We start from the raw sequence: 15,952 nt of genomic DNA on the forward strand, positions 1-15,952 counted from the left end.
GTCTTGCATAAATTTGCAAGACTTTTTACATTAAAATACACCATAGACACCTTGTAATTCTTCTTTAAATTTAATAGGATCATTTATTCCCTTATACATAGCATTAGCTAATATGTTGGCTTGATCATAAGTTGATGTCCAGGAGAATATACCGCCAAGGCAGTTTTTAAGCACATATTGAGATTTTATAAAAATTGTAAGAGGGTCATCATAGGACATAACAAACTGACCATCTTTTGTAAGATATACAGCTTGTGCATCTTTATCAAAATTAAACTTATATCCATCTTTGTTGATATATTCTTTTCTAAGCTCGTCATAAGATCTAGTGATTTTTGCACCTAATCGTCCATAGAAAGGTACTCCCAATAAGATTTTTTCAGGTGGCATTCCAGCTTCTTCTAGATTCTTAATCCATTTATTAACGCTATACCCAGGAAGAGCTAAATCAGATTCATAAAGATTAGCTTGATGTTTTTCACCAGTTTTACCCGTCTCACCAGCAGTAAAATCATAGCTCATTAAGTTGAAGTAATTTATTAATGGTGCAATCTTGTCTATTTCAAAGCTTCTATTAATAGAGAATTCATCACCTACGGCTGCAACACTTAGCCATTTATCATCGCCGATAACATCTCTAATTGCAGTAAGTAAAAGCGTAAAATTTTCTTTATCTTCTGGTCTGTATTTAATTCCAGCAGCACTAGTACCAGGGTACTCCCAGTCAATATCTACACCGTCTAGTTTGTATTGATTTATTAATTTATTAACTTGACGTGCAAAGTTATACCTTGAAGCAGGAGTTAAAGCAGCATCAGAGAAACCATCTGCACCCCAGCCGCCGATTGCAGCTATTACTTTTAAGTCTGGTTTTTCAGCTTTTAAATTTACCATCTGTTTTAGATATTTAGGGCTAGGGACTAATAAAGTACCATCAGGATTAATTTCAACAAATGCATATATAATAGCATCTAATAGTTGAGGGTCTAGATTCTTAGGATTACCCAATACGTATTCCATAACTATTGGCGTAACATTAGGGCAATATGAAATATCAACAGGTTGATTTTTAATATCTGTTATTTGAGGACGAGATATATTATTATTGCTACAGGCTTTAGTTTTATTGCTGATTTTTTTACTATCTATATAATTTAAGTAGTCATAATTGTCTTTAGCCTTTTTGGTATCAGGAACAAAACATAGGTACCAATCTAAGCAAGAACAATTTTTATCACAAGTTTTAATTCTACTTTTTAGCTCTTTGTAAGTTTTAGGATAAGGAAGTATAACAGGCATTCCTGGGAACCAGTTTGCAGGTGTTACTACATGGTCCTCATCACTAGTTTGTAGTGCTTTTATAATCCTTAAAATTTCAGGTATATTTCTTCCTGTAGTTAAAGGATAATAAAGGATAGTTCTTAAAATTTGCTTATCGTCTATAATAAATACAGATCGAATTGTTGAAGTGTTGCTCATTGGCTCAGAAATCATACCGTATAATTTAGCTATACTCATATCTCTATCTTCAATTACTGGAAATGGTATTTCTATTCCTGTAAGTTGAAATATATTATAAATCCAAGCTAAATGAGAACTATTACTATCGATGCTAAGACCGATTAGCTCAGTGTTTCTTTTTTGAAATTCTGGATAGTATTTAGTAAAACATAAAAATTCAGTTGTACATACTGGCGTAAAGTCACCAGGATGAGAAAATAATACGACCCATTTGCCACTGTAATCAGATAGTTGAATAGGTCCCAATGTCGTGTTAGCCTTAAAGTCGGGAATTTTTGATCCTAAACTAGGTAGACATGGCATATAAATCACCCCTTAATTTAATAAAATTTAACCTATTGTATTCTATTAATAAATATCAATGAGTGTTACTGATAAGTCTATCAACATTTTAAGAATAATCCTAACAAAAAGTAACAATAATAATTGCTATTTTACGCTAAATTTGATATAGTTTAATAAAGATCTAATGTAAAGATTTGTTACTATATGGGGTGAATTAAGTTGAAGAAAGCGCTAAGAATATTTATTATGTCAACTGCTGTATGTTTTTGTTTAACATTTGCATTGATAATAATAAATGCAGTGATGGGAGTATTCATTGGGATTGGTTACTATTTTATGTTATTTGGCGTACTAAGTTTAGGTTCAACTATAAGTTTAATATTAATTGATGCGAAAAGAATATTCTCTAAGAAGAAGGTACGAAAAGTTGAAATAACGAGTAATGTTACAAGAAAAACTCAACAACGTAGTAGACATATAAAAAGAAAAATATCTTAATAAATATGAAATTATTGATAAAATTAAAACACAGTGTAAACTGTGTTTTTTTGTTTTTACAAGAAAAGTTATAATTTATGAATATCTATAATAAAAAATAATAATAGGAGTATTTATAAATATAAGGCAGGTGTAGGATATGAGAGATATTTTTATGAGGAGTATAATAGGCTACAAAAACGTAATTAGAAATAGTAAATCTCAAGATTATGTAGATTATAAAAATGTAAATAACAAACTTATCTGTGCTGTGGCGGATGGACATAGTACAGATTTTTTTGAGTACAGTGATGAAGGTGCTAGATTTGCGTGTATGGCAAGTATAGATATTATAGAAAAATATATAGATAGAACCCAAAAAGAATGGGAAAAATTGCTATCAGATAAAACTATACAAAAGCTAATATATGAAAAATGGATGAGTTTAGTAAATGAACACTATAAGGAAAATAATCCAGTGGTATTCAAAACTGAATATATAAAGTATTCAACTACATTATTATCATGTTGTATAACTGATAGCTTTATAATAAGTATAAAGCTAGGAGATGGGAATATAGTTATAAAAGAAGAAGAGGGATACAAAAAAATTATAAACTCAAAAACTGAAAAAGTAGTACACTCACTAGGTAGAGCAAATGCATATGAAAATATGAAATATACAGTAAGTGATATTAATAAATTGGGTGAAAATAGTAATATTATTTTATTTACAGATGGATATGAAAATAGTTTTATTGAGGAGGCAGAATTATTTAAAAGTTTAGATAAAACTATTAGTAAATACAAAAAGAGTATTTTTTCAAGAATGTGGTTATGCAATAAATATGAAGATTATTTAAATAAATTAAGCAAAAACATTAGCCATGACGACATTAGTATAATATTTATAGTATAAAAAGTTTAAAACAAAAGGAAAAGCGACTACTAATGGAAAATATGGTTAATAATGTATATATATGATATAATAATAAAAAGTTTGAATTAAACATAAATTATTAAAACTAAGAGAGGAAAAGATAATGAATTTTAGGGAATTGTTTGATAAATTGGTAGATTTTATAGATAGTTATAGAAAATCTATAATCACAATTTCAATATCAATGCTAGGATTTATATTATTAATGATAGTATTTTTTGTAAGTAGTGATGAATTAAGTGTTGGAAATGAATCAAACATATTATTAAAAAATATAGAGCAGAGACAATATTCAATAGCATTAGATTATTATGAATCATGTGAAAAGAAATTTTCTGATGAAAAAATGAAAAGATTGAACAAATCTCTTTCGAACAAAATAAATAAATTACTTTTAGATAGTGGAGATAAATATATAACAGGCCAAGTAACAAAAGAATACTATATAGGTCTAATAAATACTGTAAATGCATTAGGTAACATAAAAATAGATTTGAAAAAAATAGTAGATCAAGCAGATAGAATAAATGAAATGTACAAAAATGAAAATATAAAGTATGACGAAGCGATATCTTATATAAGTACAGCATCTATATTAAATGGAATTAGAGATAGCTTAGACATCTATAAATATGAAATGCAGGAAATATATCAATCAAGACAAGTTTATGAAAAAGGTTTAAAGGAACAAAAAAATAATAATTATTATGAAGCCATAGAATTATATGATAAGGTTTTAGAAGAAGATAAGAAATATTATGAATTAGCTGGAAAAAATAAAAAAGAGTGCATAGAGCTTATGTATGATTATTATATAACTCAAGCAGATGAATCCAATAAAAAAGGAAATTATGAAGAATCATTACAGTATATAGAATATATAAAGACTTATTATATAGAAGATGAAAATGTGTTAAATTTGGAAAAAGAATATGAAAAAAAATTATCGATGTACACTTTAACATCAGAGGATATTTTAAACTTAATAGCTAAAAAAAGTGGAAAGAAAAAAGAAAATTTATCAATAAATTTATTTCAACAAATGGTAAATGAAAAAAAATATTATTACGTTGAAGTTTATGAATATGATAAATTAATAGACGAAATATTGATAGATGCCAAGGATAGGTTATTATACTCTTATAAAGATTCAAATAAGAATTATAATACAAATTATTCAGATGGATATTTTAGAGTTAAATCTGATGGAACAATAGAATTTGCTATAAATGAAGATAAAGCTCAATTTATATTAAGCAATAAACTACAAGAAAATAAAGTAAAGTATAAATCTATAACAAGTATAGAAAAAGAAAGAATATATAAATATGTAAGCAATAAGGTTGATGTAGACAAAATACTAGGAAAAGAAGCTGATTTATACTACTATAAATTAGTAAACAAAGGATTTTTTAAAGAAAAGCAAATCTATATTATAAATATCTATACTCAAAAAGTATATCTAATATCTAAAGACTCAATAATAAATTATTAAGGCGTGTTTTTAACACGCTTTAATAATGTAAAAATATTTTTTTACATTTTATCTCTTATAAGGTAGAATGATTATGAAAAATATTTTAAAACATTATAAAATGACAAAATTTAACTATTATATTGAAGGATATATACAAATATGTATATAACTATAATAATATAATAATATTAACCTAAGGAGAATGTAAAATGGGTAAGAAGAGTATATATATAGGTCTAGCCGTAATAATATCATTTGTAGTTTTATTCATAGGGGTTGTGGTTGTAGAAATAGGGGGAGAAAAAATAGCTAAAAATACCTATGTAAATAATATTAATGTAGGGAGACTAACAAAATCTCAAGCTACTTCTAAATTAGAAGAAAAATATAAATTAGATAATATTAAATTATCATATTTAGATAAAGTATGGAATATAGAATCTAAAGATATAGATTTATCATATGATATAAATGAGACAGTAAATAATGCGTATAACCTAAATAGGACGGAATCATTTATTGATAATTTAAATAAAACTATAAAATCCCATTTTGGAGAAAAAGATCATTTTAAAATAATATTAAATTATAATGAAGAAAAATTAAAACAACAAATAGAAAAAATTGCTAAAGATATAGATGTAAATGTAAAAGATGCTCAGATAAGCATAAATGGATCTGATATAACGGTAGAAGATGAAACGGCTGGATTAAAAGTAAATGTAGATGAAAGTTTAAAAAATAATATAAGAGAAATACAAAAAGGAAATTCAAAGTCGCAATTAGTTGTAACTAAAATTGAACCAAATGTAAAAAAAGAATATCTTAAAGAAGTAGATACTCTATTAGGAACACATACAACAAAATTTGATTCATCTGTAAAAGGTAGATCTACTAATATAAGATTAGCTACAAGTAGAACTAGTGATGTATTACTAATGCCAGGGGATACATTTTCTTATAATGACCACACTGGAGTAAGAAGTGTAGCTAATGGATATAAAAATGCACCAGTAATAGTACAAGGAGTAGTTCAAGAAGGTGTTGGCGGAGGTGTTTGTCAAGTTTCAACTACCTTATACAATGCAGTCCTTTACTCAGGTCTTGAATTAGTAAATATAAAAAATCACTCTATACCATCTAATTATGCACAAAAAGGAAGAGATGCAACTGTAACAGATGGAGGAATAGACTTTGTATTTAAAAATAATCTTAATTATCCAGTATATGTGAGAAATTATGTTTCAGGAAATACTGTCACATGTCAAATATATGGAAGCTCAAAAGACAAAAAAAATATAAGGATATCGACTAATGTTGATGGTGTAGCTCAGGCTCCTATAAAAAAGGTAGAGGATCCAACATTACCAAAAGGAGAAGAAAAAGAATTAGAAAAAGCTAGAAATGGATACACAGTTTCAACATATAGAGTTTATAAGGATGCTGATGGTAAGACTATTAAAACTGAGAAGGTAGCAATCTCTTATTATCCTAAAAAGCAAGGTGTAATAGCTGTTGGAACAAAGGAAGAAGTTGTACCACCTACAGAAGAACCATCACCAGAGCTACCACCAGTTCAACCACCGGTTCAAGAACCATCACCACAACCACCAGCAGGAGAAACAACTACAGAAATACAATTTTGAAATTAATGTAAAAACTAAGTTATAAATGTAGGTTGGAATAGATTGTTTAAATATCATTAATGGATTAAGGAGGTTTTACTTTGAACTTAAATGATATAACAAATTACATTCAAGGAATTTGTGATAATATGTCTAGTGTATTAGAAGTGGATGTCACTTTAGTAAGTAAAGATTTAACTAGGATAGCAGGAACTGGAATATTCAGAGAAAAAATAGGTGAAACAATTTCAGAACAAGCAATATATTATGCAGTTTTAAAAGAAGATAAATCTTATGTAATTAATAAAGAATTAGAAGATAATTGCAATAGATGTGCAAATAGAGAAAATTGCAAAGAACTAGCGGATATTTGTACTCCTGTCAAGCTAGGAAATCAAGTGCTGGGTGTATTAGGTATAGCAGCTTTTGATGAAGAGCAAAAGCATAAACTACTTTCAAAAGATAAAGAATTAATAGCTTTTATAAGAAGTATGTCTGATTTAATATCTTTTAAACTAGATGAATTATACAAAGAAGAAATTAAAACAATGGAAGAGTTAGAAAAAGAAGCTATAGAAAATGGCATAAAAAAATATGGAAGTAATACTGAAGGAATGAAAAAAGCAGCAGAAGCTCTTAATATAGGAATAGCAACGCTTTATAGAAAAATAAAAAAATATGATATTAAGTAGTAGTGAAAAATATTTAAAGTAGATTGAAGAAGTCTTTGATTAAAATCAGGGGCTTTTTTGATATAAAAATAAATAAATATACATGTAAAAGAATGTATACTTTTGACTTAAAATATCAAATATGGTATCTTAAATATATATTTAAAATGGGAGGCGATTATTATTTTAGGTAAAAATATCAAAAACGATATACAAAATATGCAAAAAAAAAGTCTAGATATAAGTTTAATAAAAGATGATGAAGCGGATTTAACTTTTTTTAATATAGATGAAGAAGAAACTAATGAAACATTAAGGGCATTAAAACAAAGTTATGTTACTACAAACTATAAAGAAGAAACAATTTTAAATTTACAAAATTCATTAAATACTAAATCTAAAAATACATCTAAAGAACTTAAATTAGAATCGTATAAAAGATACAATAATGCTCTGGATTTAGCAAATAAAAACTATATTACTACAGCTTTAGAAATAATAGAGAAGGCTTTAGAAATAAATCCTAAGGATGTGGATATTTTAAATTTAAAAGGACTATTAAAACTTTTAAAGTGTGATTTTTCTAAGGCTTTTGAAAGTTTTTATACAGGTATGTGTTATGGTAGCCATGAATTATCTAGAAAATATGTGGACATGCTTTCCTCAGAAGATTTTAATGTTTTCTTAAGTAGATATAATCACTCAATTAGATTTATTAATGAAGAATTAAATCAAGAATCTATACACATATTAAATAATATTATAGAAGAAAATCCAGAATTAATTGAACCTTACGTTATACTATCACTACTATACGATAAACTAAACAATGTTAAAAAGAGAGAAGCTTACTTAGAATATCTTAAAGATATAGACAAAGATAACCCTTTATTTGAAACGAATAATAAACTTGAAGAAGAACGTGAAGATAAAAATAAACAAGTTAAAAATACTAAAAAATTACACATATTACCATATGCAGTAATAGGATGTTTAATATTTGGTATGGGAGCATATTACTTAAACAGTAAAAATAAAATGGAAAATTTAAATAGTGAACTTGCACAAAAAAGTGAAGAATTAAATAAAACAGGTAAAAAATTAACTGAAAAAGAAGATAAATTAAATGAAGCAAGTGGTGCTTTAGATGAAACTAGTAAGGAATTAGAAAAAACAAATCAAGAATTAAATCAAACTAGTCAAAAGCTAGACGAAGCTAAAACTAAAGAGATTTTATCTTCAGATGATGGTACTATATATCAATATGCTATGAAATTAAAAAATAGTGGAAATTATGAATCATCTATAAAGTATCTTAAACAAATAGTTAAGAATGGAAATACAAAGCAATATATTTCTGAATCTATTTATCAAATAGCTTTATTAAGTGAAAAATCAAATAATAAAGAACAAGCAAAAATATATTATAAAAAATATATAAATACTTATACGCCTGAAGATAAATACTATGATGATGCATTTTATCAATTAGGTATGCTATATTATAGCAATGGAGAGTTAAAAAGCGCTAAAGATACATTCTATGGTCTTAGAAGTGAAGTTCCAAATAGCATGTACAATAATAGCAAAGTAAAAGAAATATTAAATGAAAAATAAGAACAAAGGTACTGTATTAACAGTGCCTTTTTGAATTTAAAGAAACTATACTTCCTGTGTATGCTTAATTTATATAAAAATAATAGTTATAGTTTACTTGTTTAATTAATAAAATGTAATAATTAGACGGTTTAGATTTATTATTTTTAGGAGGATAAGTATGCTAGAGAAAAAGCTATTTCTTCCAATACTTAGAGATGGTAAGTATGGATTTATTGGTAAAAATAAGGCAATAGTAGTTAAACCAAAATTTAAATATGTTTCAGAAAGATTTAGAGACGGATACTGTGTAGTTACATATATAAAAAAAATAGGTAAAAATATAAGATGGGTTTTTGGTTATATTAATGAAAATGGAGATACTCAAATATTCTTACATTTAGATAGTGCGTCTGAATTTAATGAAGGGTTAGCAAAGATAAAAATAGACGGAAGTTATGGATATATAGATACTAAACTAGAACAAGTTATAAGCCCACAATTTGATTGTGCATCTAATTTTAGTGAAGGATTAGCTGGAATAAAAATTAATAAAAAATGGGGATTTATTAATAGAGAAGGAGAAATTATAATACAACCAACTTATATTTATGCTAATCAGTTTTTGGAAAATAAATCTTTGATAGAAATAAAAAATAAATATGGGTACATAGATAAAAGTGGGGAAATTATTATTTCACCTAAATACGATGTAGCTTCAGATTTTTCAGAAGGATTAGCAGCAGTTAGAGTTGGAGATAAGTGGGGTTTTATTGATGAGCGAGGTGAATTAAAAATAGACATGTCTTTTTATAGAGCAAAACCATTTTATGAAGGATTAGCAGCAGTTTGTATTGGTGATAAATGGGGATATATTGATAAATTAGGAAATGTTGTTATTGATCCAATATTTGACTATGCATGTAATTTTAGAGATGGTTTAGCTAGATTTAACATAGGAACTAATACATTTACTAGGGGAATTAGCATTCCTAAAGGTGGTATGTGGGGATTTCTAAATAAGTCAGGAGATGTAGAAATTATTCCTGTATTTGATTCTATTTCTGACTTTGAAGAAGGGTATGCACAGGTAATACAAGGTGAAAATAACAATTACATAGATAAGTATGGAAAATTAATTTTATAATTATTTTATAACTAATACATATTAAAATAGTTATATAAAAAATAATTGAAAATAATTTGTCGAAGTAGTAATATATATATGGAATAGGGGAGAGAAATTATCTCTCTTTATTTTTTTTGTATGGTCTATCTATTAATTTATATAGATATGCTAATTTTATAAAATTAAATAAACACTTCTAAGGAGGCAAAATGAAAATATTAAATCAGCTAGCTCTTATGCTGGGTATATGGGCTGTAGGTGAATACATTAGTTCATTTATACAAAGTATTGTAGTTATTCCAGGGAGTATAATAGGAATGATACTACTCTTTATACTTCTACAATCTAAAATAATTCGCTTAGATGCAATAAAAGAAATAAGTGATTTTTTTCTACAGAACATGGCTATATTTTTTATACCAGCAGGAGTATCTTTAATAACATCCTTAAATATTATAATGGATAATATAGTTGTACTTATAGTAAGCGTAATTTTAAGCACTGCTATAGTAATGTACATTACTGGAGTCGTGGTTCAAAAAATGATAAATAGAAAGGAAAGGGTGAATTGATTATGTATAATGTTTTAGGTACTCCTATATTTGGAATTGTTATAACTATAGTATTTTTTAATATTGGTTTGTACTTACAGAAAAAAACTAAAAATGATATATTTAATCCTTTACTAGTGGCTATTGTTGGAATAATAATATTTTTAAAAGTCACACAAATACCATATGAGGATTATAAAATAGGAGCAGATGCCATAAATTTTTTAATGGGACCAGTTACAATAATATTAGCAGTTCCTCTTTATAAACAATTTGATTTACTTAAAAAACATATGATGGAAATATTTGTAGGAATAAGTTGTGGAGTAGTAGCTTCATTTATATCTATTAAAATAATAGGAAGTTTTACTAACTCTAGTATTGAAATAGTAAACTCTCTGATACCAAAATCAATAACATCTCCTATGGGAATATCTTTGGCAAACACAATTAGTGGCATAGAGTCTGTCACTGTAGTAGCTATAATTTTAACTGGAATACTAGGTGCTATGATTTCGCCGCTAATATTTAAAATAGGTAAAATTAAACATCCAATAGCAAAAGGAATTGCGTTAGGAACATCAGCTCATGCTTTAGGTACTTCTAAAGCATTAGAAATGGGAGAAGTGGAAGGTGCTATGAGTGGGTTAGCTATAGGAATATCTGGACTAATAACTGTAATTATAATTCCTATTATAATTACAGTTATTTAAAAAATATACTAGACATATTCTTAAAAGGTAATATAATAGATGATGTATTATATAAAAATTATACTTAATAAAAATAAGTATAGAAAAGTTTGAAGGGAGAAAAAAATGAGTAAAGTTAACAACGCCCTAGAAAACAATATCTTTCTAAGATATAGCGTTATATTAACAGGAATGTTAATTGCATGTCTAGGTATAAATGGTTTTTTAAGACCTGCACATTTATTAAGTGGAGGAGTAACGGGTGTATCCGCGACCATAAATTATTTAACTCAAGTAAATATAGGTTTACTAACTTTTTTAATAAATATACCTGTATTTATTCTAGGATTTATATATCTTGAAAAGGAATTTTGTATATCAAGTTTAATAAACATGGTAATATTTTCTATATTACTAGGAGTAACTCAAGAAATTGGTCAATTTGTTCCAATAAATGATCTTTTACTTCAAAGTGTATATGGAGGTTTATTATCAGGTATAGGAACAGGTCTAGTATTTAGAACTAAATCATCTCAAGGTGGAACAGATATAATAGCAGCTATATTAAAGTTCAAAAAAAATATACCAATGAAAGACACTACTTTATCTATAAATATTTTAATAGTTTCACTAGGTGGAGCAATATTTGGTATGGATTTAGCACTATATACTCTTATAGGTATGTTTTTAAGTGCATCAGCAATGACATTTGTAAAAGATGCTATGAATTATCAAAAATCTGTGATGGTTATATCTAGAGAAAGTGACTCAATTGCTAAAGAGATAATGACACAATTGCATAGAGGTGTTACATTCTTAGATGCTGAAGGAGCTTATACTCATGAAAGAAAGAAAATTATATATTGTATAGTTTCATCAAATGAAATACCGAAAATAAAAGAAATATCATTAAAATATGATAAAAAATCTTTTATATCTGTTAATGATGTAACAGAAGTAAAAGGAAGAGGATTTAAAGAAAAATATTTATAGAATAATATCAAGTTGATGTATAAAATCTATAAATTCGCCATAAAATAAATAATAGGGGGGAATAATTTTATACCCTCTTTAAGCTCTAGAGTAAAACTATAATGTATCGGACTTTCCTAAATTACATAATTATTTAGGAATAAGGGCAGACCATCAATTAAATTTACAAGAACGTATGCTTGAACTATTTAAGTGAATCGGATAATGTTGTATGACAAAAATGGAGTATTTCAACTAAGATGAGGTACTCTATTTTTTACGCTTAAGTAAATTATATTACCTCGAAAATTGTGGGTAAATTGCTATATTTAAGCAACGTAAACATACTTAGTGAAAGTAAAAAAGATTTTTAACAACGGGCAGAGCCGTTGGCGATATGAGCGAAGCGAATTTTCACGTAAATATATTTATATTTATCTATAGAAAAACATGTATAATCTAATATATAATAAATTTAAATAATAATCTAATCATTTTCAATAGGAGAAGTTAAATATGAATTTACCAAAGGAATACGTTGATATATATAAAGAATATTTAAGAGCTATAAGTGATGTAGAAAAAGAAATAAGATCAATTAATAGAATGCAAAAAGCTACATTAAAGAAAAATAAAGTAGCATCAGAAGAAGAAATTAAATTGTTAGAAGAGGGTGTTGAAATAAAAGAAGAATCTTCTCAAGAAAGAAAAACTAGCAATAAAATATATAAATTTTCTAATGGAGACTTGTATATAGGGAAAATTATAAATGGTAGAATGAATGAAAGAGGAATATATACATTTTCGGAAGGTATAGAGTATATAGGGGAATTTAAAGAAGATATGAAATGGGGACATGGAGCTATAACATTAAAAAATGGAAGTGTGTATATAGGAAAGTTTGAAGAAGACATTATAAGTGGTGTAGGGAAAATGACTTATAACAACAGTGATGAATATATAGGAAATTGGAAAAGTGGGAAGAAGCATGGAATGGGAATATACACATGGAGTGAAGGCACTATATATATAGGAGAGTTTAACAATAATAAAAAGGAAGGCAAGGGTGTCTGCTATGACTCAAGCGGATGTATGATATACGATGGTGAATGGAAAAATGACTTAGTGCATGGAAATGGAATTTATATATGGGAAAAAGGTAAAAAGTATGTAGGAGAATTTCTAAAAGGGAAAAAACATGGACAAGGAACTTTCTATATGAATGATGAATTGTTATATGAAGGAACATGGAAATTTGATAAACCATCTATATTTAATAAAAGTTTAGATGAAATATTCTCATTAAATCTTTAGCTTTATCTATTTATATGGATGAAGCTTTTTTACACTATATTATCGAGACAAATATGGACAATTGATATATACAAGCAGTGTAAACATTAATATATTACTAATATACAATATCACAAATAGTAAAAATATTGGAGTGTGATAAATTGAAAAAAATAATAGTGGTACTATTATGCGGTGTATTAATATGGTTTTACAATCCCAAAATTAAATTAATTCTATCAAATGAAGAACTACAAAAAGAAGTTAAAGCCTCAAGTGAAAATCAAGACTCAAAAACGAATAACACATCTATAAATAATTTCAAAAGTATAAAATTAGGAATCAGCAAAGAAGAATTATTAAGTCAAATTGGAAAACCTTCTAGAATTGATGAAAGCGAATATGGCTTTAAATGGTATGTTTACAATCAATACAAATCAAACTTTGCTATGGTAGGGATTGAAGATGACGTTGTAGTAGCGCTTTATAGTAATTCTATAAATTCTTGCGAAATGGAAAATATATTATTAAATCATAACAGAGAGGAGATAAGAATCGATTATGAGCCACTAGAGTTTAAGAAAAAAGGCAATACAAGGTATATAATAAATTCTGATGGCCAATATGATGTAATAAAAGTTAATAAAAAATATATAACAATATTTTATGATATTTATAACGATAATAAAGTATGCTCTTATCAAATAATCAACGAAAATATAGAAGCTAATTTAGATGGAATCTATTCAAAAGAAAGTGAAGATTTAAAAAGAAGCTTTGAATTAGAAGTTATAGACCTTACTAATAGTGTTAGAGAGAAAAAGGGTTTGAAAAGATTACAATATAGTGACAAAGCTACTATAAGTGCACAAAAACATAGTATAGATATGGAACAGAAAAATTATTTTGACCATAAAGATAAAAATAATAAAACTCCTTTCGATAGAATGAAAGATGAAAATATAGTTTATAGAGGTGCAGGAGAAAATATTGCAGCCGGTCAAACTAGTGCTATATATGCTCATGAAGCGTGGATGAATTCAAAAGGACATAGAAAAAATATTTTAGGAGATTATATGTATATAGGAGTAGGAGTTGAATTTGGAGGTCATTACAATATATACTACACTCAAAACTTTTATATATAACCATATTTAGACAGTGAAAGGAAGTCATAAGGATGAAATTCAATAAAAATGTAGGTTGGATATTTACTATAATGATTCTAATAATTATTGTAACATTATCAAAAGGAGTATTTGCATTAGAAGATGAAGAAGTTTTCATAAAAAATGGATCGAGAGATAAAAAGGTTATAGCTCTTACCTTTGATGATGGACCTCATCCAAAGGAAACTAATGAAGTATTAGATGTACTTAAAAAATACGACGTAAAAGCTACATTTTTTATAGCTGGAAAACATGCAAATTGGTATCCAGAGCCTTTAATTAGAACAAGTAAAGAGGGCCATGAAATAGGAAATCATACATTTAATCATCCTGATATAAGTAATTTAAGTAGCAGTCAAATTGAATCAGAAATACTAAAATGTGAAGAAATATTACTAAAACTTACTGGCAAAAAAACAACTTTATTTAGACCACCTTATGGTAGTTATAGAAAAGAAGAATTAGTTAATATAGCACAAAAATATAACTATAAAATAGTATTGTGGACTACAATAGACACTAGAGATTGGCAAAATCCGCAGGCTCATAAAATAGCTAATACAATTATAGATAAAGCGAAAAATGGAGATATTGTATTACTCCATGATTATGCTACTAATAATACAGTTCAAGCGTTAGATATTTTAATTCCTGCTATGATTGAAAAAGGATTTCAGTTTGTAACTGTTTCAGAATTAATAAATTAATAGGAATAAAAAGCTTTTATATGGAATTATCTTTATAAAAGCTTTTTATATTAAAAAAAATTATGCTATATTTATCTTAAAAGGGAGGGGGAAAATATTTACACTTAATTTTCAAAAAAACACAAAAAAATGGAAAAAATGAAAAACATTTTTTGAAAAAATTAATATATTATATAATAAGACTATCTTGAAAAGGATTGATTAAATGTATAATAAAATATATGAAAAAAAAGAATTTATGATATTCCAAGTAAAAGAAGGTTATGTAGTGTATAACACCAAAAAAAGTTTTCAAGAAGGTCATACACATCTGAAGCATTTCGAAGCAGCGAAAACAGCTATAGATTTAGTGTTAAATAAAAAAATTCCCAAAAGCACCCATGGATATTATCTAACAAGCTTAATAAGATTAAGTGAAGATGATGTATATATAAGTAAAATAAATGAGCTGTTAGAATCTAGAGAGCACAAAGGTAAAAAAGGAAAGTATTATAATTCTGGATATAAAGTAGCAAAAAGGAGCTTATAGCTCCTTTCTTTACGCTTAAGGATATTATATTATCTCAAAAACTGTGTATAAGTTGCTATATTTGAGCAACGTCACATACTTAGTGAAAGTAAAAAAGATTTTTAGCAACGCGCAGAGCCGTTGGCGATATGAAGTGTTTCGCCGACAGGTCGCTCAAGCGAAGTGAATTTTTTAGTATTTATTCATAAAACCCTCTAAATAATAAAATATATTTTTATATACTTTTTGTACAAAAAAATAAATGTACTATAAAATACTATTTCAAAAATAATATAAAATGACTAGGTTGACATATATTTCTACAAAAACATATAATTA

The 15,952-nt window shown here is 26.7% G+C and carries 15 protein-coding genes; 14 read left to right on the forward strand and 1 reads right to left on the reverse strand.

Annotated features, from left to right (window positions below; translation table 11 throughout):
- Positions 1–30 precede the first annotated feature (30 nt).
- A complete protein-coding gene (locus ACRC03_RS01415) occupies positions 31–1,824 on the reverse strand; it encodes a peroxiredoxin (protein ID WP_438650764.1) in 1,794 nt (597 codons plus the stop codon).
- Positions 1,825–2,025: 201 nt separating this feature from the next.
- On the opposite strand from ACRC03_RS01415, the gene ACRC03_RS01420 reads away from it, so the two are divergent.
- From ACRC03_RS01420 to ACRC03_RS01485, 14 genes are all read left to right on the forward strand, one after another.
- Entirely contained in the window at positions 2,026–2,304 is a 279-nt protein-coding gene (locus tag ACRC03_RS01420; RefSeq protein WP_438650765.1) for a hypothetical protein, read from the forward strand.
- 154 nt (positions 2,305–2,458) lie between these two features.
- Positions 2,459–3,202, forward strand: coding sequence for a protein phosphatase 2C domain-containing protein (locus tag ACRC03_RS01425; protein WP_438650766.1), 744 nt, complete (start codon positions 2,459–2,461; stop codon positions 3,200–3,202).
- A gap of 124 nt (positions 3,203–3,326) precedes the next feature.
- Entirely contained in the window at positions 3,327–4,718 is a 1,392-nt protein-coding gene (locus tag ACRC03_RS01430; protein ID WP_438650767.1) for a UbiD family decarboxylase, read from the forward strand.
- Between the two features lie 191 nt (positions 4,719–4,909).
- A complete protein-coding gene (locus ACRC03_RS01435) occupies positions 4,910–6,346 on the forward strand; it encodes a VanW family protein (protein WP_438650768.1) in 1,437 nt (478 codons plus the stop codon).
- A gap of 80 nt (positions 6,347–6,426) precedes the next feature.
- Positions 6,427–7,017, forward strand: coding sequence for a helix-turn-helix domain-containing protein (locus tag ACRC03_RS01440; protein WP_438650769.1), 591 nt, complete (start codon positions 6,427–6,429; stop codon positions 7,015–7,017).
- Positions 7,018–7,215: 198 nt separating this feature from the next.
- Positions 7,216–8,613 (forward strand): tetratricopeptide repeat protein, encoded by a 1,398-nt coding sequence (locus tag ACRC03_RS01445; protein ID WP_438650770.1) that lies wholly within the window; start codon positions 7,216–7,218, stop codon positions 8,611–8,613.
- A 160-nt stretch (positions 8,614–8,773) separates the two neighbouring features.
- The gene (locus ACRC03_RS01450) at positions 8,774–9,739 is read left to right on the forward strand and encodes a WG repeat-containing protein (protein WP_438650771.1); all 966 of its coding nucleotides are present in this window, start codon (positions 8,774–8,776) and stop codon (positions 9,737–9,739) included.
- Between the two features lie 191 nt (positions 9,740–9,930).
- On the forward strand, positions 9,931–10,293 hold the full coding sequence (locus ACRC03_RS01455; protein ID WP_438650772.1) for a CidA/LrgA family protein: 363 nt from the start codon (positions 9,931–9,933) through the stop codon (positions 10,291–10,293).
- A gap of 2 nt (positions 10,294–10,295) precedes the next feature.
- Complete coding sequence (locus ACRC03_RS01460) at positions 10,296–10,985, forward strand: LrgB family protein (protein WP_438650773.1); 690 nt, start codon at positions 10,296–10,298, stop codon at positions 10,983–10,985.
- Positions 10,986–11,090: 105 nt separating this feature from the next.
- Positions 11,091–11,957, forward strand: a complete 867-nt coding sequence (locus ACRC03_RS01465) for a YitT family protein (protein WP_438650774.1) — start codon at positions 11,091–11,093, stop codon at positions 11,955–11,957.
- 495 nt (positions 11,958–12,452) lie between these two features.
- Positions 12,453–13,250 (forward strand): MORN repeat-containing protein, encoded by a 798-nt coding sequence (locus ACRC03_RS01470; protein WP_438650775.1) that lies wholly within the window; start codon positions 12,453–12,455, stop codon positions 13,248–13,250.
- Positions 13,251–13,393: 143 nt separating this feature from the next.
- Positions 13,394–14,377: a CAP-associated domain-containing protein gene (locus tag ACRC03_RS01475; RefSeq protein ID WP_438650776.1), complete on the forward strand. Its 984-nt coding sequence runs from the start codon at positions 13,394–13,396 to the stop codon at positions 14,375–14,377.
- A 32-nt stretch (positions 14,378–14,409) separates the two neighbouring features.
- Positions 14,410–15,105 (forward strand): polysaccharide deacetylase family protein, encoded by a 696-nt coding sequence (locus tag ACRC03_RS01480; protein ID WP_438650777.1) that lies wholly within the window; start codon positions 14,410–14,412, stop codon positions 15,103–15,105.
- Between the two features lie 205 nt (positions 15,106–15,310).
- On the forward strand, positions 15,311–15,634 hold the full coding sequence (locus tag ACRC03_RS01485) for a hypothetical protein (protein WP_438650778.1): 324 nt from the start codon (positions 15,311–15,313) through the stop codon (positions 15,632–15,634).
- The last annotated feature ends 318 nt before the right edge of the window (positions 15,635–15,952 follow it).

The sequence above is a fragment of the Romboutsia sp. genome, assembly GCF_051659545.1.
Classification (GTDB): Bacteria; Bacillota; Clostridia; order Peptostreptococcales; family Peptostreptococcaceae; genus JBOFOR01.